The organism is Pseudescherichia vulneris, from assembly GCF_902164725.1.
Lineage (GTDB): Bacteria > Pseudomonadota > Gammaproteobacteria > Enterobacterales > Enterobacteriaceae > Pseudescherichia > Pseudescherichia vulneris.
Map to the genome: position 1 here is coordinate 963105 of NZ_LR607338.1, position 23721 is coordinate 986825.

The 23721-nt window shown below is 57.9% G+C and carries 24 protein-coding genes; 8 read left to right on the forward strand and 16 right to left on the reverse strand.

Annotation, left to right across the window (positions count from 1 at the left end; all coding sequences use genetic code 11):
* Positions 1 to 54 precede the first annotated feature (54 nt).
* The 5 genes from pdxY to anmK all read right to left on the reverse strand — a co-directional run bounded on the left by pdxY (position 55) and on the right by anmK (position 4647).
* Positions 55 to 915, reverse strand: a complete 861-nt coding sequence (gene pdxY, locus FN633_RS03865; RefSeq protein WP_154056814.1) for a pyridoxal kinase PdxY — start codon at positions 913 to 915, stop codon at positions 55 to 57.
* A gap of 57 nt (positions 916 to 972) precedes the next feature.
* Entirely contained in the window at positions 973 to 2247 is a 1275-nt protein-coding gene (tyrS, locus tag FN633_RS03870) for a tyrosine--tRNA ligase (protein WP_144811827.1), read from the reverse strand.
* 125 nt (positions 2248 to 2372) lie between these two features.
* Positions 2373 to 3044 carry a pyridoxamine 5'-phosphate oxidase gene (gene pdxH / locus FN633_RS03875; protein WP_154056815.1) on the reverse strand — a complete coding sequence of 224 codons (672 nt, stop codon included), beginning with the start codon at positions 3042 to 3044 and terminating at the stop codon, positions 2373 to 2375.
* 57 nt (positions 3045 to 3101) lie between these two features.
* Positions 3102 to 3428 carry a C-type lysozyme inhibitor gene (gene mliC / locus FN633_RS03880; protein ID WP_154056816.1) on the reverse strand — a complete coding sequence of 109 codons (327 nt, stop codon included), beginning with the start codon at positions 3426 to 3428 and terminating at the stop codon, positions 3102 to 3104.
* Positions 3429 to 3522: 94 nt separating this feature from the next.
* Positions 3523 to 4647 (reverse strand): anhydro-N-acetylmuramic acid kinase, encoded by a 1125-nt coding sequence (gene anmK / locus FN633_RS03885; RefSeq protein ID WP_154056817.1) that lies wholly within the window; start codon positions 4645 to 4647, stop codon positions 3523 to 3525.
* A 270-nt stretch (positions 4648 to 4917) separates the two neighbouring features.
* Between anmK and slyB the strand changes: the two genes are divergently transcribed.
* Positions 4918 to 5385 carry an outer membrane lipoprotein SlyB gene (gene slyB, locus FN633_RS03890; protein ID WP_154056818.1) on the forward strand — a complete coding sequence of 156 codons (468 nt, stop codon included), beginning with the start codon at positions 4918 to 4920 and terminating at the stop codon, positions 5383 to 5385.
* A 95-nt stretch (positions 5386 to 5480) separates the two neighbouring features.
* Here the strand turns inward: slyB and slyA are convergent, their stop codons facing one another.
* Complete coding sequence (gene slyA, locus FN633_RS03895; RefSeq protein ID WP_042393785.1) at positions 5481 to 5921, reverse strand: transcriptional regulator SlyA; 441 nt, start codon at positions 5919 to 5921, stop codon at positions 5481 to 5483.
* A 191-nt stretch (positions 5922 to 6112) separates the two neighbouring features.
* On the opposite strand from slyA, the gene FN633_RS03900 reads away from it, so the two are divergent.
* From FN633_RS03900 to FN633_RS03910, 3 genes are read left to right on the forward strand one after another with little or no spacing between them, the layout of a single operon-like run.
* Positions 6113 to 6349 (forward strand): DUF1656 domain-containing protein, encoded by a 237-nt coding sequence (locus FN633_RS03900; RefSeq protein ID WP_154056819.1) that lies wholly within the window; start codon positions 6113 to 6115, stop codon positions 6347 to 6349.
* A gap of 2 nt (positions 6350 to 6351) precedes the next feature.
* On the forward strand, positions 6352 to 7212 hold the full coding sequence (locus FN633_RS03905) for an efflux RND transporter periplasmic adaptor subunit (RefSeq protein WP_154058816.1): 861 nt from the start codon (positions 6352 to 6354) through the stop codon (positions 7210 to 7212).
* On the forward strand, positions 7212 to 9224 hold the full coding sequence (locus FN633_RS03910) for an FUSC family protein (protein ID WP_154056820.1): 2013 nt from the start codon (positions 7212 to 7214) through the stop codon (positions 9222 to 9224). Before FN633_RS03905 ends, FN633_RS03910 begins: the two co-directional genes overlap by 1 nt.
* A gap of 14 nt (positions 9225 to 9238) precedes the next feature.
* On the opposite strand, the gene sodC is transcribed toward FN633_RS03910, so the two are convergent.
* The 3 genes from sodC to FN633_RS03925 form a co-directional block, all read right to left on the reverse strand.
* Positions 9239 to 9760: a superoxide dismutase [Cu-Zn] SodC gene (gene sodC, locus FN633_RS03915; protein ID WP_154056821.1), complete on the reverse strand. Its 522-nt coding sequence runs from the start codon at positions 9758 to 9760 to the stop codon at positions 9239 to 9241.
* Between the two features lie 80 nt (positions 9761 to 9840).
* On the reverse strand, positions 9841 to 10737 hold the full coding sequence (locus tag FN633_RS03920) for an aldo/keto reductase (protein WP_154056822.1): 897 nt from the start codon (positions 10735 to 10737) through the stop codon (positions 9841 to 9843).
* A gap of 54 nt (positions 10738 to 10791) precedes the next feature.
* Positions 10792 to 11031 (reverse strand): DUF1289 domain-containing protein, encoded by a 240-nt coding sequence (locus FN633_RS03925; RefSeq protein WP_154056823.1) that lies wholly within the window; start codon positions 11029 to 11031, stop codon positions 10792 to 10794.
* 100 nt (positions 11032 to 11131) lie between these two features.
* Between FN633_RS03925 and FN633_RS03930 the strand changes: the two genes are divergently transcribed.
* The 4 genes from FN633_RS03930 (at position 11132) to rnt (ending at position 14159) form a co-directional block, all read left to right on the forward strand.
* Positions 11132 to 11728, forward strand: a complete 597-nt coding sequence (locus FN633_RS03930; RefSeq protein ID WP_154056824.1) for a TetR/AcrR family transcriptional regulator — start codon at positions 11132 to 11134, stop codon at positions 11726 to 11728.
* Between the two features lie 54 nt (positions 11729 to 11782).
* Positions 11783 to 12877, forward strand: coding sequence for an alkene reductase (gene nemA, locus FN633_RS03935; RefSeq protein WP_154056825.1), 1095 nt, complete (start codon positions 11783 to 11785; stop codon positions 12875 to 12877).
* Between the two features lie 102 nt (positions 12878 to 12979).
* Complete coding sequence (gloA, locus tag FN633_RS03940; RefSeq protein WP_042393810.1) at positions 12980 to 13387, forward strand: lactoylglutathione lyase; 408 nt, start codon at positions 12980 to 12982, stop codon at positions 13385 to 13387.
* A gap of 121 nt (positions 13388 to 13508) precedes the next feature.
* Positions 13509 to 14159 (forward strand): ribonuclease T, encoded by a 651-nt coding sequence (rnt, locus tag FN633_RS03945; protein ID WP_042393813.1) that lies wholly within the window; start codon positions 13509 to 13511, stop codon positions 14157 to 14159.
* Here rnt and FN633_RS03950 read toward each other — a convergent pair.
* The 7 genes from FN633_RS03950 to FN633_RS03980 all read right to left on the reverse strand — a co-directional run.
* Positions 14101 to 15186, reverse strand: a complete 1086-nt coding sequence (locus FN633_RS03950) for a VasL domain-containing protein (protein ID WP_154056826.1) — start codon at positions 15184 to 15186, stop codon at positions 14101 to 14103. The two genes, rnt and FN633_RS03950, sit on opposite strands and share 59 nt — an antisense overlap.
* Positions 15187 to 15237: 51 nt before the next feature.
* A complete protein-coding gene (gene tssE / locus FN633_RS03955; RefSeq protein WP_154056827.1) occupies positions 15238 to 15678 on the reverse strand; it encodes a type VI secretion system baseplate subunit TssE in 441 nt (146 codons plus the stop codon).
* Positions 15679 to 15680: 2 nt separating this feature from the next.
* Entirely contained in the window at positions 15681 to 16220 is a 540-nt protein-coding gene (gene tssJ, locus FN633_RS03960; RefSeq protein WP_243731473.1) for a type VI secretion system lipoprotein TssJ, read from the reverse strand.
* Positions 16198 to 17283: a type VI secretion system baseplate subunit TssG gene (gene tssG, locus FN633_RS03965; protein ID WP_154056829.1), complete on the reverse strand. Its 1086-nt coding sequence runs from the start codon at positions 17281 to 17283 to the stop codon at positions 16198 to 16200. Before tssG ends, tssJ begins: the two co-directional genes overlap by 23 nt.
* Entirely contained in the window at positions 17247 to 19007 is a 1761-nt protein-coding gene (tssF, locus tag FN633_RS03970; protein ID WP_154056830.1) for a type VI secretion system baseplate subunit TssF, read from the reverse strand. Before tssF ends, tssG begins: the two co-directional genes overlap by 37 nt.
* A 35-nt stretch (positions 19008 to 19042) precedes the next feature.
* Positions 19043 to 20638 (reverse strand): type VI secretion system protein TssA, encoded by a 1596-nt coding sequence (gene tssA, locus FN633_RS03975; RefSeq protein ID WP_154056831.1) that lies wholly within the window; start codon positions 20636 to 20638, stop codon positions 19043 to 19045.
* Positions 20638 to 23721: ImcF-related family protein (locus tag FN633_RS03980; RefSeq protein ID WP_154058817.1), on the reverse strand; the 3084-nt coding region annotated here is incomplete at its 5' end. The genes tssA and FN633_RS03980, both read right to left, overlap by 1 nt.

Consider the following 23721-nt stretch of genomic DNA (forward strand, 5'->3'; position numbering starts at 1 on the left):
CTGTGTGCAACGCCGGGCGGCACTGCGTTTGCCCGGCCTACGTTTCAGCCCAGATTATGCTTCTACAGCGCGGAACAGATGCTCGGGGCGGGCGATGCGATCCTGGGCAGCCACCACCTGCAGCTCATACTCGCCCATCTCTTTGGTGGTGAGCATGATTTCATAAACCGCCGCCGTCACGTGCTCCAGTGCATCGCGCAGGGATCTCCCCTGAAGCAGTTTAACCAGCAGCAGACCGCTGGTAACGTCGCCCACGCCGACCGGCTGACGCATACCGAAATCCACCAGCGGACGGCTGATGTGCCAGGCTTCGCGCTGCGTAACCAACAGCATCTCAAAGCTCTCCATACTTTTAGCAGCGCGCGCCAGGTGCTTGACCAGGACAATCTCCGGCCCCTGCGCAATCAGCTCGCGGGCGGCGGAAACAGCCTCGCTGATGCTGTTAACCGGGTGGCCACAGAGCATCTCCAGTTCAATCAGGTTTGGGGCAATAATATCGCTGGCAGGCAGGGCATAGCGCGCGTGAAACTCCGCGACGCCGGGCGCAACGATGCATCCCTTCTCCGGATGGCCCATCACCGGATCGCAAAAATATTTCGCCTGCGGATTGGCGGCTTTTACCTGGCGCACAATGCCCAGAATATGCTCGCCCTGCTCGGCAGACCCGAGGTAACCGGTTAACACCGCGTCGCAGGTCTTCAGCTTGTCGATATCGGCAATGCCCTGCACGATCTCAGTGAGGTGTGAGGGCGGCATCACGCAGCCGGTCCACTTGCCGTACTGGGTGTGGTTAGAGAACTGAACCGTATTCAGCGGCCAGACGTTTGCGCCAAGGCGGCGCATAGGGAACTCAGCAGCGCTGTTGCCGGCATGACCAAAGACGACGTGAGACTGGATGGCGAGGATATTCTTCATTTTCTTACCCGGACATAAAAATAAGGGAGTGATTTCTCACTCCCTGTGCTTAGTGCATTACTTCCAGCAGATCAGACAGTAATTTTTCTTACCACGACGCAGCAGCGTATAGCGACCAAACAGACGATCGCTGTCGGTAAAAGTGTATTCCGCGTCGGACTGTTTTTCACCGTTGACGGTGACCGCGTTAGAGGCGATGGTCTTGCGAGCCTGGCCACGAGACGGCTGAAGATCAGAATCCACCAGCGCCTGCATCAGATCCGCGCCCTTCTCCATTTCAACCATCGGGACGCCGTCCTGGGCCAGCTGCTCAAAGTCAGCTTCGCTCAGATCGCTCAGGGTACCGTTGAACAGGCTGGCGGTAATGCGTTTCGCCGCTTCCAGTCCCTCTTCGCCGTGTACCAGACGGGTCACCTGCTCGGCCAGCACATACTGGGCGCGCGGCGCTTTACCGCTATTCTTGTCTTCCTCTTCCAGGGCGTTAATCTCCGCGATATCCATAAAGGTAAAGAACTTCAGGAAGCGGTAGACGTCGGCATCGGCGGTGTTGATCCAGAACTGGTAGAACTTATACGGGCTGGTTTTCTTCGGATCGAGCCAAACTGCTCCACCCTCGGTTTTACCAAACTTGGTGCCGTCGGCTTTGGTGATCAGCGGAACGGTCAGGCCAAAGACCTGGTTCTGATGCAGACGGCGGGTCAGGTCGATACCGGAGGTGATGTTACCCCACTGATCGGAGCCGCCAATCTGCAGCGCCACGCCGTGCAGCTCGTTCAGGCAGGCAAAATCGTAGCCCTGCAGCAGGTTATAGGAGAACTCGGTAAAAGAGATGCCCTGATCGTCACGGTTAAGACGCTGCTTTACCGCCTCTTTGTTGATCATCTGGTTTACAGAGAAGTGCTTCCCGATATCGCGCAGGAAAGTCAGCACGTTCATGCCGCCAAACCAGTCGTAGTTGTTTGCCGCAATGGCGGAGTTGTCACCGCAGTCAAAGTCGAGGAAAGGCGCAACCTGTTTGCGGATCTTATCTACCCACTCCTGGACAGTATCTTCCGTGTTAAGTTTACGCTCGGCGGCTTTGAAGCTCGGATCGCCAATCAGGCCTGTTGCGCCACCTACCAGCGCCACAGGCTTGTGCCCTGCCTGCTGGAAGCGTTTCAGGCATAACAATGGAACCAGATGCCCCAAATGCAAGCTGTCGGCGGTGGGATCGAAGCCGCAATAGAGCGCGATCGGGCCTTGCGCCAGTCGCTCTGCTAACGCATTTTCGTCCGTCACCTGGGCCACGAGGCCCCGCTCTTGCAATTGTTTAATCAAGTTACCGCTTGCCATCAAATTCTCCATGTATCTAACGCTGCACCTCTGCCGGTACACGACTTTTCGCTCGTTACGAAAGAGGGATAGAATAAAGCGCTGGAACCCGGAGTACCAGCGCTTAAATCAACATTTTTCAGCCATTAAGGCGCGAGGCGATCGATTTTCCAGCCGCTGTTTTCACGCTGGTATAAAAAACGATCGTGAAGGCGGTGCTGCCCCCCCTGCCAGAACTCCATCTGCTCGATGCTGACGCGGAATCCACCCCAAAAGCTCGGCAATGGCACTTCGCCCTGCTGAAACTTCTGCTTAAGCTCAAGGAACTTGCTTTCAAGGACGCCACGGGCGGAGATGCGGCTGGACTGCTGCGAGACCCATGCGCCGATCTGGCTGTCGCGCGGGCGGCTGTGGAAATACTTCACCACGTCCAGCGTCGAAAGACGCTCTGCTTTGCCAATGACCATCACCTGGCGCTCCAGCATGTGCCAGGGAAACAGCAGGCTGATCTGCGGGTTATTTTCAATATGGTGCGCCTTGCGGCTGCCGAGGTTGGTATAAAACACCAACCCCTTTTCATCATAGTGTTTGAGCAGAACGATACGCTGATAAGGCTGGCCTCTCTCATCTACCGTCGCCACGACCATCGCCGTGGGATCGGCAAGACGGGCCTCGCAGGCCTGGGCGAGCCAGCGTTCAAAAAGATCTAGCGGCTGGGCAGGAAGATCGGCGCGGCGCAGGCCGCCTTTGATGTACTCGCGGCGCAGGTGCGCAATGTGCTGCAGCTCGCTGTTATTTGCATCGTGGTTGTCTGACATGGCGTTCGCTACGTGAAGGTTCAGGTGGCGCTATTGTGCGCCGCCTGGGTAAAAATCTCAACGCTGCGGGGTTTGTAGCTGGCAGTTATTCAAGATAATGCGATCGTGCTTGTAAACCGTGGCGTTATCCCCTTTGGACCAGAAGACGTAGATCCCGTCGGTATAGCGCGCGCCAGAGGCGGAAAGACCCTGCTGTAACGTCAGCGGCGTATCCTCTAACGTGAAGCTGACCTCCTGACGGGTCTGGTTGAGCTTAACCGTCAGCGGTTTTTCATCATCGCACTGATAGGCCAGCGTGTCGGTGTGCATATGCTCCATAAATTGGTTATAGGTCGTACAACCGGCAAGCATTACGGGTAGTAAAGCAATCAATAATCTTTTCATGATCCGTCCTAAAACATATCCCGGGGCAGATCGTATCACGGCTCTGCCCCTGTTTTGTTTTAGTCTAACGTCTCGTTACAAAACAGAATTTAGGTTATGTCTGATTATGTCGTGGATTCGCGGGAAAGATGGCTCCGAGCACGCTGGGCTGCGAAGCGCCGGTCACGGAGGGGAGATTTCCGGGTAGACCGGCGATGGTGCGCCACGCCAGCCACGCGAAGGCCAACGCTTCCATATCGTCCCCGCTGATACCCGCCTCATCGGTGGTGCCGACCTCAATGCCCGGTAGCAGACTGGCGAGCCGCGCCATCACCAGCGGATTTCGCCCCCCGCCGCCGCATATCATCAGACGCTCGCAGCCGCCGCTCAACAGTACCTGCTCAGCAATGCTGACCGCGGTCAGCTCTGCCAGGGTCGCCTGCACATCGCTGCCTGAAAGACCGGGGAAATGGGCGAGCTGACGCTCCAACCAGCCATAGTTAAAGTACTCCCGTCCGGTGCTTTTCGGTGCGGGGCGGGCAAACCACGGATCGCTGAGCATCTGCTGCAGCAGCGGCCGGATAACGTTACCGGCTTTTGCCCACCTGGCGTCCTTATCGTAGGGCTGGCCCTTCTGCCGCCAGATCCACGCGTCCATCAGCATATTGCCCGGACCGGTGTCGTAGCCTCTGACCGGCTGGCCAGGAAAGAGCAGAGAGAGATTGGCAATGCCGCCAATGTTGAGCACCATGCGCCGCTCTACCGGATGCGCCAGCAGCGCCTGATGGAATGCAGGCACCAGCGGTGCGCCCTGGCCGCCGAGGGCGATATCCCGGCGGCGGAAATCGCCCACGACCGTAATGCCCGTGCGGGCGACGATCTGGTTGTTGTCGCCAATTTGTAACGTATGCGGCGCGTCGCCCAAGGGTTCATGCCAGACAGTTTGGCCGTGGCAGCCGATAGCGACAATCTCCTGCGGCCGCAGGTTCTCCTGTTTAAGCAGCGCCAGTACGGCATCGGCAAACAGTTTACCCAGCCGGCTATCCAGTTGCCCCAGCTGAGAGAGCGTCAGCTGCTGGCCCTGGCAGATAGCGAGTATGGCCTCTTTCAGCGTCACGGGAATAGGCCAGCTCAGGCTTGCCTGCTGCGCCACCATGCGATCGTCAATTGCCGCGAGGACAACGTCTACCCCATCAAGGCTAGTGCCTGACATGACGCCAATATAGCGACCCGATTTCATATGCCGTCCTTATCTGTCTGCGTGGCTTGAGTTCACGACACCACCTTAAAGCGGATGCCCAGGATATGTGTAGCGCTATTTTGCTTTTCAGTCCGAATTTGCATCGGTTAGGTTGTCCATTTTGGGCTTGTTTAAGTAAAGTTAAGCGCTGCAACCGTACTATTTTCGCATTGTTTTGGCGGAAGGTGTGACCTGTTATCTTTAAATGCCATATAATTTAGAGATGACGGATGCTCGTCCGAGCGTTTTAGGTGAACAGGAGATTCATAGATGATTTTACGTACACTGGCAGTTTCCCTGATTGGTTTCACTCTGGCGGGCTGTGCGAATGACAGCACCCTGTCAGGCGACGTTTACAGCGCATCCGAAGCTAAACAGGTGCAAAATGTCACTTACGGGACCATTGTCAATGCGCGTCCGGTGCAGATTCAGGGCGGCAATGAAAACAATGTGATTGGTGCGCTGGGCGGTGCCGTGCTGGGTGGTTTCCTCGGTAATACCGTTGGCGGCCGCACGGGTCGATCGCTGGCTACCGCCGCAGGCGCAGTAGCAGGCGGCGTCGCCGGTCAAGGCGTAGAGGGCGCGATTAATAAAAGCCAGGGCGTAGAGCTGGAGATCCGCAAAGACGATGGTAACACCATTATGGTGGTGCAGAAGCAGGGCAATACCCGCTTCGCGGCTGGTCAGCGTGTCGTCATTGCCAGCAACGGCAGCCAGGTGACCGTTTCTCCACGCTAAGTATTCTTACAGGGGTCGCTGCAGCGGCCCTTTTTCTTGCTATCCAAAACGTCCCGCCATAAAAAAGCCCTGCTTTCGCAAGGCCCTTGTCAGCGTTAGTCACGCGATTGTAATTCAATAATATTATGCTCAAGGCGACCCACCAGGCTGATGAGCTGCTCCAGCTCGCTGGCAGAGATACCGGCGAGGATCTCTCCCCGGGTTTTATTGATGACGGACTCCATCTCATCAATGATCGGCGCGGCCTTCTCGGTGAGCTTGATACGTTTTGCACGACGGTCGCTGGCGCAGGTCTGACGGGAAATAAGCCCCTTCTCTTCCAGCTGATCCAGCGTACGTACTAACGACGGCTGTTCAATGCCGATCGCTTTTGCCAGTTGAATTTGCGACTGTTCGGGCGGCAGCTGATGGATATTATGCAGCGTTACCCAGTGTGTCTGCGTCAATTCCAGAGGTTTTAGGCGATGGTCAATCAGTGCACGCCAGATACGTACCAAACGTGCTAGATCAGAACCCAATGGCGATTCCAATTTCATCTCCTTATAATTAGCTTGCTAAGTTATTATGCTGATTTTAGAATAGTGTGCAATATTTATATTTTCAAAACAAACGTATTGCCTGTTTTACTTCTCACTGATCCGATCAGCTTAGAGCAGAAAAGGAGTGCGTTGCCGAGGTTTTTGCTAAACCTATAAACAATGATAGCTAATGCAAAGGATTACGATTTGTGACGCTTACGCTTAATGCAACAGGATTGCCCTTACAGGATCTGGTGATCGGCGCATCTCTCTATTTCCCTCCCTTTTTCAAGGCGTTCGCCTGCGGATTCATTATTTGGCTCATGGCGCATCGTCTGTTGCGCGACTGGATCTATTCAGGGGAAATATGGCATCCCCTGCTGATGGATCTGTCGATCTTTACGCTTTGCGTCTGTCTGAGTTTTGTATTGCTGGTAGCGTGGTGAGTATGTCGCTTAAAACAGTTAAATATTTTTCAACAATTGTGATCGCCGTCGTCGCGGTGCTGGCAGGATGGTGGGTGTGGAACTACTACATGCAGTCCCCATGGACCCGCGACGGCAAAGTTCGTGCGGAGCAGGTGAGTATTACGCCCCAGGTTTCCGGCAGCATTACTCGGCTCACGATTAAAGATAATCAGTTCGTCAACGCTGGCGATCTGCTGCTGACTATAGATAAAACGCCTTTTAACATAGCGATACTTAATGCGCAAGCCGAGCGGGCTAAAGCGCGATCGGACCTCGCAAAAGCCACTAACGAAGCCAAGCGCCGCCAGCGTTTGTCGCGTAACTATATCTCTGCAGAAGATCTGGATACCGCCAATCTGAACGTAAAAGCGGCTCAGGCCACCGTTGAGGCAGCCGAAGCGGCGTTAAAAAATGCGCAATGGCAGCTTGCACAGACGGACGTTCGCGCCCCGGTGGCAGGCTGGGTAACCAATCTTTCAACCCGTACAGGGGACTACGCCACCACAGGCCAGCCGTTGTTCGCCCTCGTCGACAGCCACTCTTTTTATGTGATGGGTTATTTTGAAGAGACAAAACTGCGCCATATTCGCGAAGGCGCACCGGCCGTTATAACGCTGTACAGCGGCAACGTAAAGTTACAGGGTCACGTTTCCAGCATTGGTCGCGCCATCTACGATCAAAGCGTAGAGAGCGATTCGGGCCTGGTACCCGACATTAAACCCAATGTTCCCTGGGTACGCCTGGCGCAGCGCGTGCCGGTGCGAATAGCGTTCGACTCGCTGCCCCGGGATATCACGCTGATTTCCGGTACGACCTGCAGCGTTGCGATTGGTCAGCGCTAATGAATGTTTCGTCGTTGGGCTGGCGTAATACGCCCTGGTTTAAAGCAACAGCCGGGCAATGGCGATATGCATTACGTAACGCCATTGCCATGTGCCTTGCCCTAACGCTTGCCTACTGCTTTAACCTGGATGAGCCCTACTGGGCGATGACCTCTGCTGCCGTGGTGAGCTTTCCAACCGTGGGCGGCGTGATCAGCAAGAGTCTTGGTCGTATTGCCGGCAGCCTGCTGGGCGCTACGGCGGCGCTGATCATCGCAGGTCATACCTTAAATGAGCCATGGCTCTTCTTAGTCAGCATGGCGGCCTGGCTCGGCCTGTGTACCTGGGCCTGCGCCTACTTTACCAATAACGTTGCTTATGCTTTTCAACTGTCGGGCTATACCGCTGCCATTATTGCCTTCCCGACCGTTAATCTCATTGATACCGTCCAACTGTGGGATATTGCTCAGGCTCGCGTTTGCGAGGTCGTGCTGGGTATAGTTTGCGGCGGACTGATGATGATGATCCTGCCCAGCACCTCGGATGGCACCACCCTGCTCACCGCGTTGAAAAAAATGCATGCGCGCTTACTGGAACATGCCGGTCTGCTCTGGCAGCCTGAAACCAACGATGCCATACGGTCCGCGCATGAGGGGGTCATCAACCAGATCCTGACGATGAATCTGTTACGCATTCAGGCATTCTGGAGTCATTACCGCTTTCGTCGCCAGAATGCCCTGCTTAACGCGCTGCTACACCACCAGCTACGGCTGACCAGCGTCATCTCCAGCCTTCGCCGCCTGCTGCTGAACTGGCCCAACCCGCCCGCGCAAACCCGTGAAATCATAGAACAGCTGCTCTCTGCGTTGGCCAGTCCCAGTACGGACGCTTACCACATCGCACGGATTATCGTCCCGCTACGTCCCCACGATGATAGCGACTATCACCACCTCGCTTTCTGGCAACGGCTACGCTATTTCTGCGCGCTGTATCTGCAAAGTAGTCGCTGGCTGCGAGCGCTGGAAAACGGCGCGCCCGTCTCGTTGCAAACAGCCAGTCGTCGCTCGGGCCTGGCGCGTCATACCGATAGTATGGAAGCCTTATGGAGCGGTACGCGGACCTTCTGTACGTTAATGGCGGTGGGTGCATGGAGTATTGGCACCCAGTGGGAGTCCGGTGCCAGTGCGCTATCACTGGCGGCGATAAGCTGCGTGCTCTATTCCATCGTCGCCACCCCGTTTAAATCGCTCACCTTACTGATGCGTACCCTCGTGCTGCTGTCATTGTTCAGCTTTGTGGTGAAGTTTGGCCTGATGGTACAAATAACCGACCTCTGGCAATTTTTGCTGTTTCTTTTTCCCCTGCTGACCACCATGCAGTTGCTGAAGCTGCAAATGACGAAGCTGGCGGGGCTGTGGGGGCAGCTGATTGTATTTATGGGATCGTTTATCGCCGTGACCAATCCGCCTGTATACGACTTTGCTGATTTTCTTAATGATAACTCGGCAAAAATTGTCGGGGTGGCGCTCTCGTGGCTGGCATTCGCTATTCTACGCCCCGGCTCGGATGCCCGTAAAAGCCGCCGCCGTATACGTGCTCTGCGCCGTGACTTCGTCGATCAGCTCAGCCGACGTCCATCGTATAGCGAATCTGAGTTTGAATCGCTGGCCTATCATCACATCAGCCAGCTGAGTAATAGTCAGGATGCGCTCGCGCGTCGTTGGCTATTACGTTGGGGAGTAGTACTGCTCAACTGCTCGCATGTGGTCTGGCAGCTTCGTGAGTGGGAAACCCGATCCGATCCACTTTCCCGCGTCAGAGACATTTGCATAGCTCATTTACGGAACGTGATGAGCGAGCGGGGAGTCAACCAACGTCAATTGGCCAATACGTTGCAGCAGCTACAGCGTATCTGCGACACCTTATCGCATCACCATCAGCCCGCCGCCCGCGAGCTGGCGGCGCTTATTTGGCGGCTACAGATCTCACTGTCGCAGCTTGTACAAGCGCCACCGCCAGGAATGCTCACGTAGTGAGTTAATCGCAGTTAGTTAATCACACCACAGGCGTAGCGTGCCCCACCGCCGCCTAACGGCTCTGGTTTGTCGGAATAGTTGTCGCCCCCGACGTGGATCATCAACGCTCTGTTTTTCACCTCATCCAGCTTTTTCAGACGCGGGGAAACCACGGGCTGGGTGGCTTTACCGTCGTTATTGACCTGAAGCACCGGCAGATCCCCCGTATGGCCCGCGCCTTCTGGCCCCTCATGCTTACCCGTGGTGTGCGGATCGAGGTGCCCCCCGGCCGCTTCAGCCGCTGAGGCCTTACCGTCTTTCATGGCAGGCTCACAGCTTCCCTTGGCGTGAACGTGAAAACCGTGATCGCCAGGCGGGAGCGCTTTCAAATCCGGGGCAAATTCCAGTCCCTGATCCGTTTCAGTGATCTTCACTGTCCCGATGGACTGCCCTACGCCCTGAGAAGTGACAAGATGCATTTCAACTTCGTCACTGGCAGCCTGCGCACCGGTGCAGGCTAACAGGGTTAATACGGCCAGACTTAATCGCTTCATATGATCTCCGGTTATTGGCTGTTATCCCTGAAGTTTAAACCAGGGATACAGATACCACCGGAGAATCAGATAATCAGCTATCAGGGTACATCGTACCCGAGCGCGGCTTTACGGATGCGGAACCACTGTTGGCGGGTAAGCGTGAGTGCTTCAGCGGCAATGGCCGTACGTACGCGCTCGATTTTGCCGGAGCCGATAATCGGCAGCGGCTTCGATGGCAGCGCCATCACCCAGGCATAAACCACCTGTTCAATGGTTTCAGCATTGATCTCCTGAGCAACCTGAGCCAGCTCGTCGCGCAGGGGCTGCAAAGCCTCATCGCTAAACAACCGCCCACCGCCAAGGCAGGACCAGGCCATCGGGCGAATGCGCAGCTGCTGAAGCTGGTCGAGCGTGCCGTCAAGCAGCAGCGGCTGGTGCACCGGGGATAGCTCAACCTGATTAGTCGCGAGGGTGAACGGCAGACGCGACTGCAACAGGGCAAACTGTGCTGGCGTAAAGTTAGAGACGCCGAAGTGGCGCACCTTGCCGCTCTGGTGAAGCTGAAGAAACGCCTCGGCAATCTCATCGGCCTCCATCAGCGGATCGGGACGGTGGATAAGAAGCAGGTCGAGGCGATCGGTCGCCAGGTTAGCCAGAGACTGCTCGGCGCTGCGAATAATGTGCTGCTTATCGGTGATGTAGTGGCCGATAACGTGTTCTGGACGCGCAGTCGTGGCAATGCCGCACTTAGAGACCACTTCCATACGCTCGCGCAGGTGCGGAGCCAGCTTAAGCGCTTCGCCAAAGGCGGCCTCACATTGGTAGCCGCCGTAGATATCGGCGTGATCGACCGTGGTGACGCCCAGATCCAGATGCGCTTCAATAAAGCTGACGAGCTGGCGGGGGGACATGTTCCACTCCATCAGACGCCAGTAGCCCATGACAAAACGGGAGAACTCTGGCCCCTGGGGCGCGAGGGTAATACGCTGAACCATAACCGCTTCCTTTCTTTGTAAAGAGATAGGCACAGAGTATACGGGAAACGACGCTTAAAACAGTGAGGGCTGCTGCGGTTCTTCGCTTGCCGGTTGGCTACCCGCACGCTTTTTACGCAGGGCTCGCTGATGGCAGAGACGTAAAACGTTCTGCTTCTCGCTATCGCTCATGCGCTGCCAGTTAAAGCGCTCATCCCGGCTGCGCAGGCAGCCCCGGCAGTAGCCATGCTCGTCGGTCTGACAAATCCCCCGGCATGGGCTTAGAATGGGGAAAAACTCCAGCTGTTCCGGCACGTCCTTCCTCCTGTTAACGATCGATAGTAACTATTGAAGACGCCCCCGGGCCAGAAAGCAACCCTTGCATTAGACCGAATGGTCTATTAGAGTGATCGTTATGAACAGAGATACCGAACACGATACCCGTGAACACTTACTGGCAACCGGCGAGCAGCTCTGCATGCACCGCGGGTTCACCGGCATGGGTCTCAGCGAGCTATTAAAAACGGCAGAAGTGCCGAAGGGCTCGTTTTATCACTATTTTCGCTCGAAAGAGGCGTTCGGCGTGGCCATGCTTGAGCGTCACTATGTCGGCTACCACCAGCGGCTAGCGCACCACTTTGCTCACGGCAGCGGTAACTACCGCGATCGGCTCATCGCCTATTTCCAGGAGACGCTTAATCAGTTCTCGCAGAAAGGCATTATTAGCGGCTGCCTGACGGTGAAGCTTTCGGCTGAGGTATGCGATCTCTCTGAGGATATGCGCAGCGCAATGGACAGAGGCGCAAGCCGCGTCATCGCGCTGCTGGCCGAGGCGCTGGAGAACGGACGTCGTTCCCGCTGCCTGGCCTTTGAAGGTGATGCCCTGACCCAAGGGCAGGTCCTCTATGCCCTGTGGCTGGGTGCCAATTTGCAGGCTAAGATTTCCCGCAGTGCCCTACCGCTGGAGAGCGCGGTAGCACATGCTAAAACAATACTTATCACGCCTGAGTAATACAGGCGTTTTATTTGACCTTTAACTAGTCGACCGGTCTATTCAGGAGATGTTATGTCGAACAAACTGTTTACCCCGCTGAAAGTGGGTGCGATTACTGCGGCGAACCGCATTTTTATGGCTCCTCTGACGCGTCTGCGCAGCATTGAGCCAGGCGATATCCCTACTCCGCTGATGGGTGAATACTACCGTCAGCGCGCCAGCGCCGGGTTAATCATCAGCGAGGCAACGCAGATCTCTGCCCAGGCGAAAGGCTATGCCGGTGCCCCTGGCCTGCACAGCCCTGAGCAGGTTGCCGCATGGAAAAAGATCACCGACGGCGTTCACGCTGAAAATGGCCACATGGCTGTGCAGCTCTGGCATACCGGTCGTATCTCCCACGCCAGCATCCAGCCGGGCGGCAACGCGCCGGTGGCCCCGTCGGCCATTAACGCCGGAACCCGCACCTCGCTGCGTGACGAAAACGGTAACTCCATCCGTGTCGATACCTCTACGCCGCGCGCGCTGGATATCAGCGAGATCCCGGGCATCGTTAACGACTTCCGTCAGGCCGTCGCTAACGCACGCGAAGCTGGATTTGACCTGGTGGAGCTGCACTCCGCCCACGGCTACCTGCTGCACCAGTTCCTCTCTCCGTCTGCCAACCATCGCACCGACGCGTACGGCGGCAGCGCTGAGAACCGCGCCCGTCTGGTGCTGGAAGTGGTCGACGCCGTAAGCAAAGAGTGGAGCGCAGACCGTATCGGCATCCGTCTCTCCCCAATCGGTACGTTCCAGAACACTGATAATGGCGATAACGAAGAGGCCGATGCGCTCTACTTAATCGAAGAGTTAGCTAAGCGCGGCATTGCCTATCTGCACCTCTCCGAGCCGGACTGGGCCGGTGGCCAGCCTTACACCGATGCGTTCCGTGAAAAAGTGCGTGCGCGTTTCCACGGCCCTATCGTCGGTGCCGGTGCCTACACGCCTGAGAAAGCAGAAAACCTGATTGCCAAAGGGCTGATCGATGCGGTGGCCTTTGGTCGCGACTACATTGCTAACCCGGACCTGGTCGAGCGCCTGCAGCGTAAAGCTGAACTGAACCCGCAGCGCCCGGAGAGCTTCTACGGCGGCGGCGCGGAAGGCTATACCGACTACCCGACGCTGTAATCGATACTCCGTCACTGGCATTGATAGCGGCAGGGATCCGCCGCTATACTAAAATAGACTTTATGACTTAAATGCCTGAGCAAAAAAACGAAAGAGGATATTATGCGCTTACTTCACACCATGCTGCGCGTTGGCGACCTGCAACGTTCCATTGAGTTCTACACCAAGGTTCTGGGCATGCAGCTGCTGCGCACCAGCGAAAACACCGAGTATAAATACTCGCTGGCCTTCGTTGGCTACGGCCCGGAGAGCGATGAAGCGGTGATTGAGCTGACCTATAACTGGGGCGTGGATAGCTACGATCTGGGCAACGCCTATGGTCATATCGCCCTGAGCGTGGATAACGCAGCCGAAGCCTGCGAGCGCATTCGTCAGAACGGAGGCAACGTGACCCGCGAAGCTGGTCCGGTTAAGGGCGGCACTACCGTTATCGCATTTGTTGAAGATCCAGACGGTTATAAAATCGAGCTGATCGAAGAGAAAGACGCGGGCCGCGGCCTGGGTAACTGATCCTGGCGGGCGCACTCTGCGCCCGTTGTTTTATCTGCGCTATGCAATCCCCACTTAAAGTACAATCCCTACTTAAAGTTTGCCATAATGCGCGCTGCTTTTTCCTGTATTAAGAGATCCTATGTCCGATAACGCACAGCTCACCGGTCTTTGCGACCGTTTCCGTGGTTTTTACCCTGTCGTGATTGATGTTGAAACCGCCGGGTTTAATGCCAAAACCGATGCGCTACTGGACATTGCCGCCATAACGCTAAAGATGGATAGCGACGGCTGGCTGATGCCGGACAGCACCCTGCACTTCCAGGTTGCGCCCTTTGAAGGTGCTAACCTTGTCCCCGAGGCATTGGCGTTCAACGGTATTGATCCTAACGATCCGCTGCGCGAGGCGGTCAGCGAATACGATGCGCTGCACGCAATCTTCAAAATGGTGCGCAAGGGAATTAAAGATTCTGGCTGCAACCGCGCCATTATGGTGGCGCATAACGCTACCTTCGATCACGGCTTTTTGATGGCGGCAGCAGAGCGCGCGGCGCTCAAGCGCAACCCGTTTCACCCCTTTGTGACCTTCGATACCGCTGCCTTAAGCGGGCTGGCGCTGGGTCAAACCGTCCTGTCAAAAGCCTGCACGGCCGCTGGCCTGTCGTTTGATAGCACCCAGGCCCACTCCGCGCTGTACGATACCGAGCAGACCGCGCTGCTGTTTTGCGAGATCGTCAACCGCTGGAAACGGCTTGGCGGCTGGCCGCTGCCGATGGTTGCTGACGAGGCGTAACGCCGCGCGTCAGGGCGAAATAATCGGTAATAAGCTGCTGTAGGTGCTGCTTTGTCTGACGTTTTTGCCCATCCGGGATCGTTTCAGGCGTTTGCTGCTCCGACATCAGACGGAGCTGCTCCTCTACCGGCACCGTCTTGTTAAAGGCCAGCGTGGCGGCAAACACCTGTGATTTCAGCTCGCTGACGGTAAGGTATTTTCCCTTTTGACCATCAAGGGCATTGAGCCGCTCACTCAGGTTTTGCAGCGTGAGCATCCCCTGATGCCAGCCCGTAAGCGACGCATCCGGCGTCTTGCTCAGCGCCTGGTCGTCCGGCAGCGCAGAGAGCGCATCCGGACGGGCCAGGGAGTACCATCCCGCAAAGCCAACGGCACTCAGCACAAAGGCAGTCAGCATCCCGCTCAGGAAAGCACCGGCACGTTTTGCTGTAGGTGCTATTGCGTGGATCCCCTCAACGTTTGCGCCCTGCAACTGCGGGATGGCGTATATCCCCTGCGGCTCGGAAGCATTCTCTACGTGCATCAACGCATGGCGTACCTGTTGCAGCAGAGGCGCTATCTGGCTTACCTGCTGCAGCGCCTGTCGGGCCAGAATGTCGCTCAGGGTATCCAGCGTCGATTCCAACTGCTGTAGCTGGGGGTAATCCTCAGCGTTCAGAGTAAAGGTGCGAAACACCTTATGCAGCCGCTGAAACAGTCCGCAGAGAATTTCCGCACGCGGGTGATTGGCCTGAGGCCAGACCTGGGCCCAACGATGGCCCAGCATTGCCGCAATGATATTCACGCCTTCGTGCATGCCTGCCACCCGCGCCAGATGGCTGCGCGCCAGGGTATACCAGGCCCCTGTCTGTAGCTCAACGCCATTTTTTTCAAACAGGGAGAGGGAGAGCTGCTCTACGCGCTGCCAGTCGATATCCGGCCTGGCGGGATGCGTCAGCTTGCTCATTTCATTGCGCAACGCAATGAAGTCAGGGAACGGACGCGGATCGTCGCCCGTCCGGAGATGTCGGGGTTCTGGATGTTTCATGATTGATGTATCCGTGAATTGAAAGACAGGGATTTTCTAATTGATGTAGTTCTAACTGATGTAGTTCTGTTGCTTCAGGTGGCGGATCAGCACCCGCCCTTCCGGCATAAACTCGGTGCCATAGCGCACGAGTCCGACGCCTCTGAGTTCGGCATCAATGGCATAACGCAGCTCGCCGGGGATCGTCTGATCCAGCAGGACGACCTCAATCTTCTTCAGCCGGGGCTCATAGTTAAGCAATACGGCTGACAGGGTTCCCATCAGCTGATGCGCGGTTCCCGGCATCCCCTGCAAGATTTTGGTCATATCCGGTAGACCGTAGTCCGGCAGGTGCGCCAGCGTCCCGGCGCGACAGTTCAGAATACGCTGCATGTTGTCCAGCACTGACAGGATCGTCTGGTTCTGCTCACTGACCTGGTTCAGGTCGAGGTCGCCGGTGAAATTGCCGTAGAGGATTTCGTAGAGTGAGGGGGCGCTATGGCGTGGCGACATGGTCAATCATCCTTCAACGGTTGCAGAATCAGCCGGTTCTGTTCGGCTTCAATCACGCGGGGCCTGTCCGGATCGAGCTCGTCGCGAGACAACACCCGTTTCCAGCTATTTTTCGCCATCTCCGGTGCGCGGAAAAGCGCCACCACGGCGACAAACTGCGCTTTGTCATCCAGGGGTATATCCAGGCTGACATCTTCTCCTGGCTTCACCACCACACTGCGGCTGGCAAGCAGATCCGCGCCCGGCGCATCATCACCTTGCGTCAGCAGCTGCTGGTAAACAGTTTTATCAAAGCTCTTACGGTCCTTAAGCTGGTAGATCCGTACCATCAGCGGTTCCGACAGGGAGGTATTCTCCTGGCCATCGGTATTCAATGCCTGGCGGGCGGTGATGTCCAGATGCAGGGTTTTCACCTGCTTATAAAAAACAGACTTCACTACGGACGCCGTGCCGTCGCTGACGCTCTGCGTCAGGCCGCACCCCGCCAGTAACGTTGGCAGCAGCAGCAAAGAGAGTCGTTTAGTCAACAGAGTACGCAACACGTCGGTTTCCTTGTGATGTAACGGCGGGTGACATACCACGGTAGTTCCCGGCCTCAATGGTGAAGGTGGCAGGCAGATCCGGCGGGACGTCATCGCCCTCCATGCCCAGAACGCCGGTCATGCCGAGGACAAAGGGCGTCTCGCCTAGCACCGGGGCGGGTAGCAACTGCGTGGGAACGGTCAGCTGGATAAGCGCCCTGTAGCGCCAGCCGAGGTAAACCCGCAGCAGCACCAGAAAATCATCATAGGTCTGCCCCGCCGGCAGCCAACTCTGCGCCTCCGCGTGGTCTTCGGTATACAGGGCTATCAGCAGCTGGCTGCCAATCTCTGTCGTTTCATCACCCAGCACCGTATAGCCGTCGAGCTGGAAATCGTCATCGCCGTAAAAACCCAAGTGATGATCGATGTAAACCGGGCGCGGAGAGTGCGGCATGACGGTCACCTGCGTGCGAGGAGCCAGCAGCCGCACCAGCGCCTGAATCCCCTCTTCGGTACGGCCCGGCAGACGCATCACGCCAAGGAGCGCCAGAAAACGCGATACCGGAGTGGCGATATGGTTATCCGTGCTGGGAATGCCCAGGCCAATCAACCCCAGCAGACTCTGGGAGGTGCGGTCCCTGCCCCCGGCCTCAAAGGTTGCCGGGTAGGAATACTTGCGCCAGATACGGTAAAACTGGGTCAGAATACGATGGTTAAAGATATCGAGAAAAGCTTCCTGCGCCTCATGCCCCTCCCGCCGCTGCGCAATGTCATCCAGCCAGGCGGTGGGCAGTGGCGAATCCACGCCGTACAGCCCCATAAACGTCGTGCGCACCGTCGGCGGCGCGTCAGGGTTATCCTCATCATATTCCACTGCCTTTAGCTCGCTGACCGGGAAGCCCATCCCCGGATGCGGACGAAAGCGCACCGGGTCGTCCGCCGGGCTCAGCGTGATACCCAGCGCGGGTGCCTCAGGGCGCGATTTCTCCAGCAGCTGACAGAAACGGTAGAAGTTGATGCGATGGATATCCCGCTCAAGCCTTGGGCTTAACCGGGGATGCGGGGGTTGTGGTTCTCCTGCCATTCAAGACGTTCTCCGGTAGGTTGCAGTATCAGGATCAAACGGTTAAAGAGGTGGATATCGGTGTACAGAGCAAAGAAGCGGTTGAGCATTTCACCAAACAGGCAGATATCGCCATGTCCGGCAAAACCGTTGCTGTCCAGGGTCACCTCTACCTGCACGCCCCGCATAAAGTGCCCCTGTTCAAAGCGCTCTATCTCACCGTGTTTTACATCGACAATTGCCGCCAGACGGCGGCGGTTCATCTCGTTATCCGTCCAGTCATACAGCGCCAGCGCGCCGCGCAGAACATCGGCGTTATCCATCATCCACAGAAAGCTGCTGCCAAGATGGCTCAACACCCGCCAGTGAAAGCGGTCCCGATCCGGCGGGTAACACGGCAGCGTGGGCGTACAGAGATTGCGCACCTGGATACGCGAGGTGGTGGACTTGACCACCGTATCCAGCAGCGTACTTTGCAACGCACGACGCGGTAGCTGGCCGTTAGTGCCGGTCAGGCTGAGGGAGAGTTTTTCGTCTTCCGGTACGGTATGGTTATCGAACGCCTCCCCGCCGAGGATCAGCCAGGTATCGTGCAGCCCGGAAGCACCGCGCTTCACTCGCGTGTGGTAATAGTATTCCGGCGTGTCGTGGCGCAGCATGCCCCCTTTATGGCGGAAACTGGTGAACGGCACATACAGCTGATGTCCGGAATGGCGCGAGGAGGTGACGGAGTCCACGGAGTAGATCTCCGTATGGCCGTCCTGAATGCGCATCGGACGCAGCAGGTACTCGGTCTGGAGCATGTCCAGCTGCAGCGGGTCAGATTCGAGCGGGAAGAGGTTAATCACCGGGGCACAGTGCAGCCGGATCTGCTTCGCTGAAAAGGAAAACTCGTGAGCCCACGCTTGATTCAGCACCAGATCGATTTCAAACCAGGGCAGGTTTTCCGGAAAGAGGACGTTTTCCAGCCCGCGCAGTGCCACGGACATAAACTTCTCGCGGAAGGTGAAATACTCCAGCAGTAGTTGATAGCCGCTAAAGCCGCCACTTTCCGGCAGCAGCGCCTCGTCCTTGTCAAAGCCGCAGACGGCAAAATGGGCATCCAGCGGCCTGCGCTCGATGTCGCCGGGAAAGCGGATCCCTGCCTTCGCTACGTTGAGCGTGAACGCTTCGTGCAGCGCACAGGCCAGCGCGGCGTCGGCATTCAGGTACAGAGGGAGGCGGCTTAAATCCATACTGCGCCAGTCTGCCAGCGGTCCGCACTCAAAACGCAGGCGGATCAGCGAGCGCCCGTCCGGCTCTGTAGTAATGTCTGCATGGGAAAGCGACAGCGGCAACAGGGTCAGTGGCTGGGTGGTGGTATAGCGGCAGCGGGTTCGCTTTTCACCGATGGGCTGCGAGCGCACCTCAAACCCTTTGGCCACAGTGACCGGCTCCTTCATCTCCCGCCAGTCGGTAGAAAACTCCACGATGGAGAGGGAGGGAATGGTGCGTAGATAGTGCGGCCAGATCATGCTGACCAGCCCGCCGGTCAGCTCCGGCAAGTCGTCGTCCAGCTTTTCACGCAGCCGCCCCATCAGGAAGGCAAAACCTTCGAACAGCCGCTCCACATAGGGATCGCGGGCACCCGCTTTGTCGAGGTTTAACGCTGCGGCTCGGTCAGGATGGGCGCGGGCAAACTCCTCACCCGCTTCGCGCAGATAGCGCATTTCAGCGTCAAAATAACGCAGGGTTAAGTCGTCCATTGCATATCTCAGATATCAGGAGGTGAATAAAAACGTCAGCTGCACAGCACGGCAGCTCTTGAGGGATCGAGGGCGATCAGCCCAGCCAGCAACATCTCCATCTCCGGCTGTAGGCGGATTTTCTCTGCTTCACTGCGTCCGGCCTTCATGCGCAGCAGTTTTAGCCTTCTCGCCTTTACCTCAAACAGCAGTCCCGGCTCCCATTGCGTCAGGGTCAGGGTTGCCGACAGGGCATCCAGCTCAGCCAGCAGGTGCAGGGCCAGTTCGTTTTTGCCCGTCTGTTCGGCAATGCGCGCCATCAGTAAACGCAGCAGCCAGCGGCTGCGTGGCGTGGCGATCCCAGGGCGGGCCTGCAACCAGGCCAGCGCCGCATCGGGGCCGTCGCTGTCGGCCAGCGTGAGCGCTTCCGGCTCCAGGAGCAAAATATCGTCGTCGCCGGATGCCCTCGCGGACGCCGCCGTAGTATTGTCCTGCCAGCCCGCAGGGTTATCCGTTACCTGCTGCTGGATCCAGTTGAGGGTGACTTCATCAGCGAACGGCGTGCCGTCGTTAAAAGCCAGCGTCTCCAGCCCCGGCAGACGCGAGAGCACGCCTTTTAGGTCAGCCTGAATAATGGCGGCCTCGGCTTCCCGCCCAGATTTCACCAGCGCCTGGTGCAGATACCACTGCACGTCCAGCCACAGGTGATTAGCGCCGCGCGACAGCAGGCTGTCTGCCTCCTCCATCAGCTCACGCCAGCTCTGTTGCAGGTATAGCCGTTTCAGCTGGGCACGCTGTTCCGGCTTGGGCGGTTCGATGCGGGTTTTACCGTCGGCGGAGAGCGGCGGGAGCTGGTGCAGGGTGTCATGTCGGAGATTTTTTATCAGCCGATGGGCGGCCAGCCAGCCGTCCGGCTGGCTTCTCAGGTAGTCTGCCAGGGTACGTGCCTGGGTCAGCAGCTCCTGCCCTGATGCAATACCCGCCAACGGCGGCACGCTGCCGAACGGGGGCATGGTGTGGCTGCCCTCGCTGACGTTCTGTGGCACGACTGCATCCATACCGCCGGATTTCAGCAGGCGGGTTTCCAGCGCGCCATACAGGGCACCGAGCTGCGGGGGATCGTCTGCTGCCATCTGTTCAACTGCCCGCTCAATCAGCCACAGCGCCCCGGCGATGCGTCCGGCTTCGCTTTTTGTCACCTCCGGGTAGAGCAGCAGGCTGTCCAGCATCCGGCTGCTGGCCAGCCACTCCAGCGCCGCTTTCCGGCTGCGCTCCCGCTGCGGATGAAGCCGTGTAGCAAAGCGCTGCATCAGGCCAGCCAGCAGTTCGAGTCCATCCGCCAGCCCCGCTTCCCCATCACGATGCAACCGCGCCCAGGTGTAATACGTCGCAACGCGGATATCCTTGCTGATGGTGGTCAGCAGTTTTTCCGCGAGCTGGCAAATCAGCGCCGTGTCTGCGCCGGAGAGCTTGTTGACCTCCTCACGCATCTGCTGAAAATCGTCGTCATAGCCGGGATCGCCGCCGGTGGGATTGTCATCAGAGATGGGCTTCAACCAGTTTTCCCACAGGGCAAGGCGGGACTGTGCCTCCTGCGCCTGCGTGTCTGCCCGTAGCTGGCAGGCGGCCAGCAGGGAATCAACGGACGCCATTATTCACTCCTTTCATTTGCATCGAATTCATTTTCATTCGTCCGTTTTGCGTTCAGCGTATCTACGCTAAATATCTGCGTGGGAAGCGTGAAGTTGCGTAGCTTCAGCAGCGCCAGCGGGCCGTCACTAAGCTCCGTGCGCAGCAGCCACTGCAGCTGCCGGTTGTCCGGCGCGGTAAGGGTCAGACGGTACAGGCCGTCGCTCTCCTTCTGCCGCTTCATCCTCTCCAGCAGACGGATAACCCCCAAGGGACCGCTGTCATTGGCAAACAGCCGTGCGCCTGCCGCCGTAGAGGTCCAGGTCAGCATCGCGCCCGGTTTGTTAATCACCCCCGGCCAGCGGAAGCTCTGCCAGTCGGCAAGCTGGTTGAAATAGTGCAGCGTCTGCCCGTCGAGGGTCAGCTGGGTCTCGACAATCTCCGGCATGGCCACGCCCTGCATCTCAAAACTGATGCCCTGACTGCCGTCGGTAAACAGAATGTCAGATAACTCGCTCAGCTGATTAATTGCCCTGAGGAATGCCGGACTAAACGCCAGCCCCTGGCTGTGGGTGCTGTCCGCCACCCAGCTACTGCCCTCCCGGTGCAGCACGCCACCCAGCTGGCTGGTGAGGAAACGGTCGATACGACCGCTGTCGCGGCGGATAAACGCCGCCAGCATCGGCAGCGAAGCGTCATTTTTGCCTGCGGAAAAGGGGTAGCGCCCGTCAAAAGCCGCATGCCAGTTAGCAACAATGGATCGCTGCCACGCCTCGTTCAGGCTGGCCGCTGAGGGCTGTAACACCGTTTCCCAGGCCTGGGTCAAGGGTTGGACAAACATTGTCTGCCCAAAACCACCCCACTCCTCGCCCAGGCTCGCCGCCATCAGGCTGCCGTATTCCCGGGTATCGGTGAGATCCACACTTTTTCCCTGAAATACGGTCTGCGCCAGCTGCTGCATCATCGCCTGCGGATCGGGCGCGCTTGCCACCTGCTGAAGCCGGAGGCGCACGCGGGTCAGGCGGGTTAAATAGGTCTGTAAGCTGAGCGAACTGTCCGCCGCCATCACGTTTTGCGCGTTGTTTTTCCCCATCAGGGTCAGGAGCGGTCCGAACGTGCCGTCCAGCGGACTGACAGGCCCGGCGGCCTGCTGGTCAATCACCGGTTTATCGCCCTTACCCAGCAGATTTTTTGCCGACTTCATCAGCGAGTCGGATATCGCCTCTCTCTGCTGGCCGGTCTGCCCCTGGTACGCCAGGGTATTCATCAGGGCAATCAACGGCGACTGGCGAACATCGCTGGCCAGCGTTAACTGGTCGGTGACATCCGCAATAGTGTGCGCCGGGTTAAGCCGGATACTGTTTAAGACGTTCAGCCACGCACCGGCGAAGTCAGCGAAATAGCGGTCCGTCAGGCGCTGCTTCAACGCCTCCGGGGAGACATCCCCTGAGACGCTTTTCCGGTTATCGCTCAGGACCCAGTCAATCTCGTCGCGCCGGGAGGCCACCGCTTTATCAATTGCATCCTGGATGCCGCCCTCCCATGCCTGGCGGGTAAACATTCCCGGCACCACCTCTTGGGTGGTAAAGAGACGGCTTGCATCGGTCTGCGGGGTCATATCCTCAAGGGTCATGTCGGCATAATTTCGGCGCACCTGAGTGAGCATGGTCTCATACAGGGTGCTCTCAGCATTACGCTTACCGATTTGCTCCAGCAACACCTGGCGCGCCTGCGTCACCAGCGCGGCATCCGGCGTTATTGTCCAGGCAGGCTGTGACGGCAGGTTCTGCATGTACCAGGCCCACAGATCGGGTGCGATGCTCTGCCATATCGCCGAAGAGATGCCGTCACGGGCAGGCTGAGCGCCTGTCATTACCCGCGTGTAAAACGCCGCATCCGCTTTGTCCGGACGCGCCATCATCAGATACGCTTTCAGCTGGTCATAACCGGCTTTTGCACGCCGAGCCCGTTGCGGACTGCGCGGCGGCAGGTTCGCCAGCGCCGTCAGCTGCTGCGTGAGCGCCTGCACTGCCGCATCGCGTATCAGGCGGTTATTCGCCTGCGTGTACCAGGGCATCAGCGCAGCAAAAAGCTGCGCACTGTGGTCGAGACCGAAACGCTGATACCAGGGCGCGCCGTGCGCCTGCTGGCGCTGTAAACGTGCGAGATCGTTAAGCAGCACCTGCAAGGCCACCAGCTGCTCATCACTGACTACCGGATGGTTAACCAGCTGCTGCGCCCGTTCCGTGGCGGTCACAATATGCTGGCGGTTAATGATAAAGGAGAGCAAGCTGCCCGTGCCCCACAGGATCACCAGCGTCAGCAGGGTAACGCCCAGCGTACGCTGCCACGGCATCCCTACCTGCACGCCGCGAGCTCGTTCACAGTCTGTCATCACCCCCTGCCATGCTGGCGGGGCGGACCAGCTGTGAGGGTGAAGCGCCTCATCCGTTACTTTTTTCCCTGCCTGCGCCGGGCTGAACATCAGGCCGTGCAGCGGAATACGCTTCAGGTGCTCTGTCAGCCACGGCATCAGCAGCGCACGCCAGCGGGCAATGCCGCTCTCCCCAAGAGAGTGTCCGACCCGCAGCAGAAAATCATGGGTCGGGTTGGCGCACAGCTGTTGCATGCCCTGCTGACGCAGGGACGGCAGAATGGCGCGAAGCTGCCGTTCAACCGTTTCTGGGGTGGCCCGCGCCGGAAACAGCACTCCCACCGTCTGGCTAGCACGGTTATCCTGTGGCCACAGCGTGTCGCATACCTGCCACAGATACACCGATGGCTGGTAGTGCAGCGCCTCTCCGAACTGTTCGAGCGAGCGAAGAGCGTTATCTAGCGTACCGGCGGTGGCCTGAGCCTCATCAAGCGCCAGCACAATGCCGTCCAGCGGACGGCTGCGGCGCAGCTTGCGCAGGGCGTTCAGACGTTCGGCATCAGGTAAAGCAGACAGGCTGCCGCCGTAAATCAGCGCCGTCCGATGCCCCTCCAGCCACTGTTTCTCAGCAAGGCCAGGGGCGATGGCGGCGATGTGTTTGTCCTCTCCACAGACCAGTAAAAGGCGGACCTTGTAGCGCCAGAAAAGACCGTGACGGCGACGGAGGTGGGC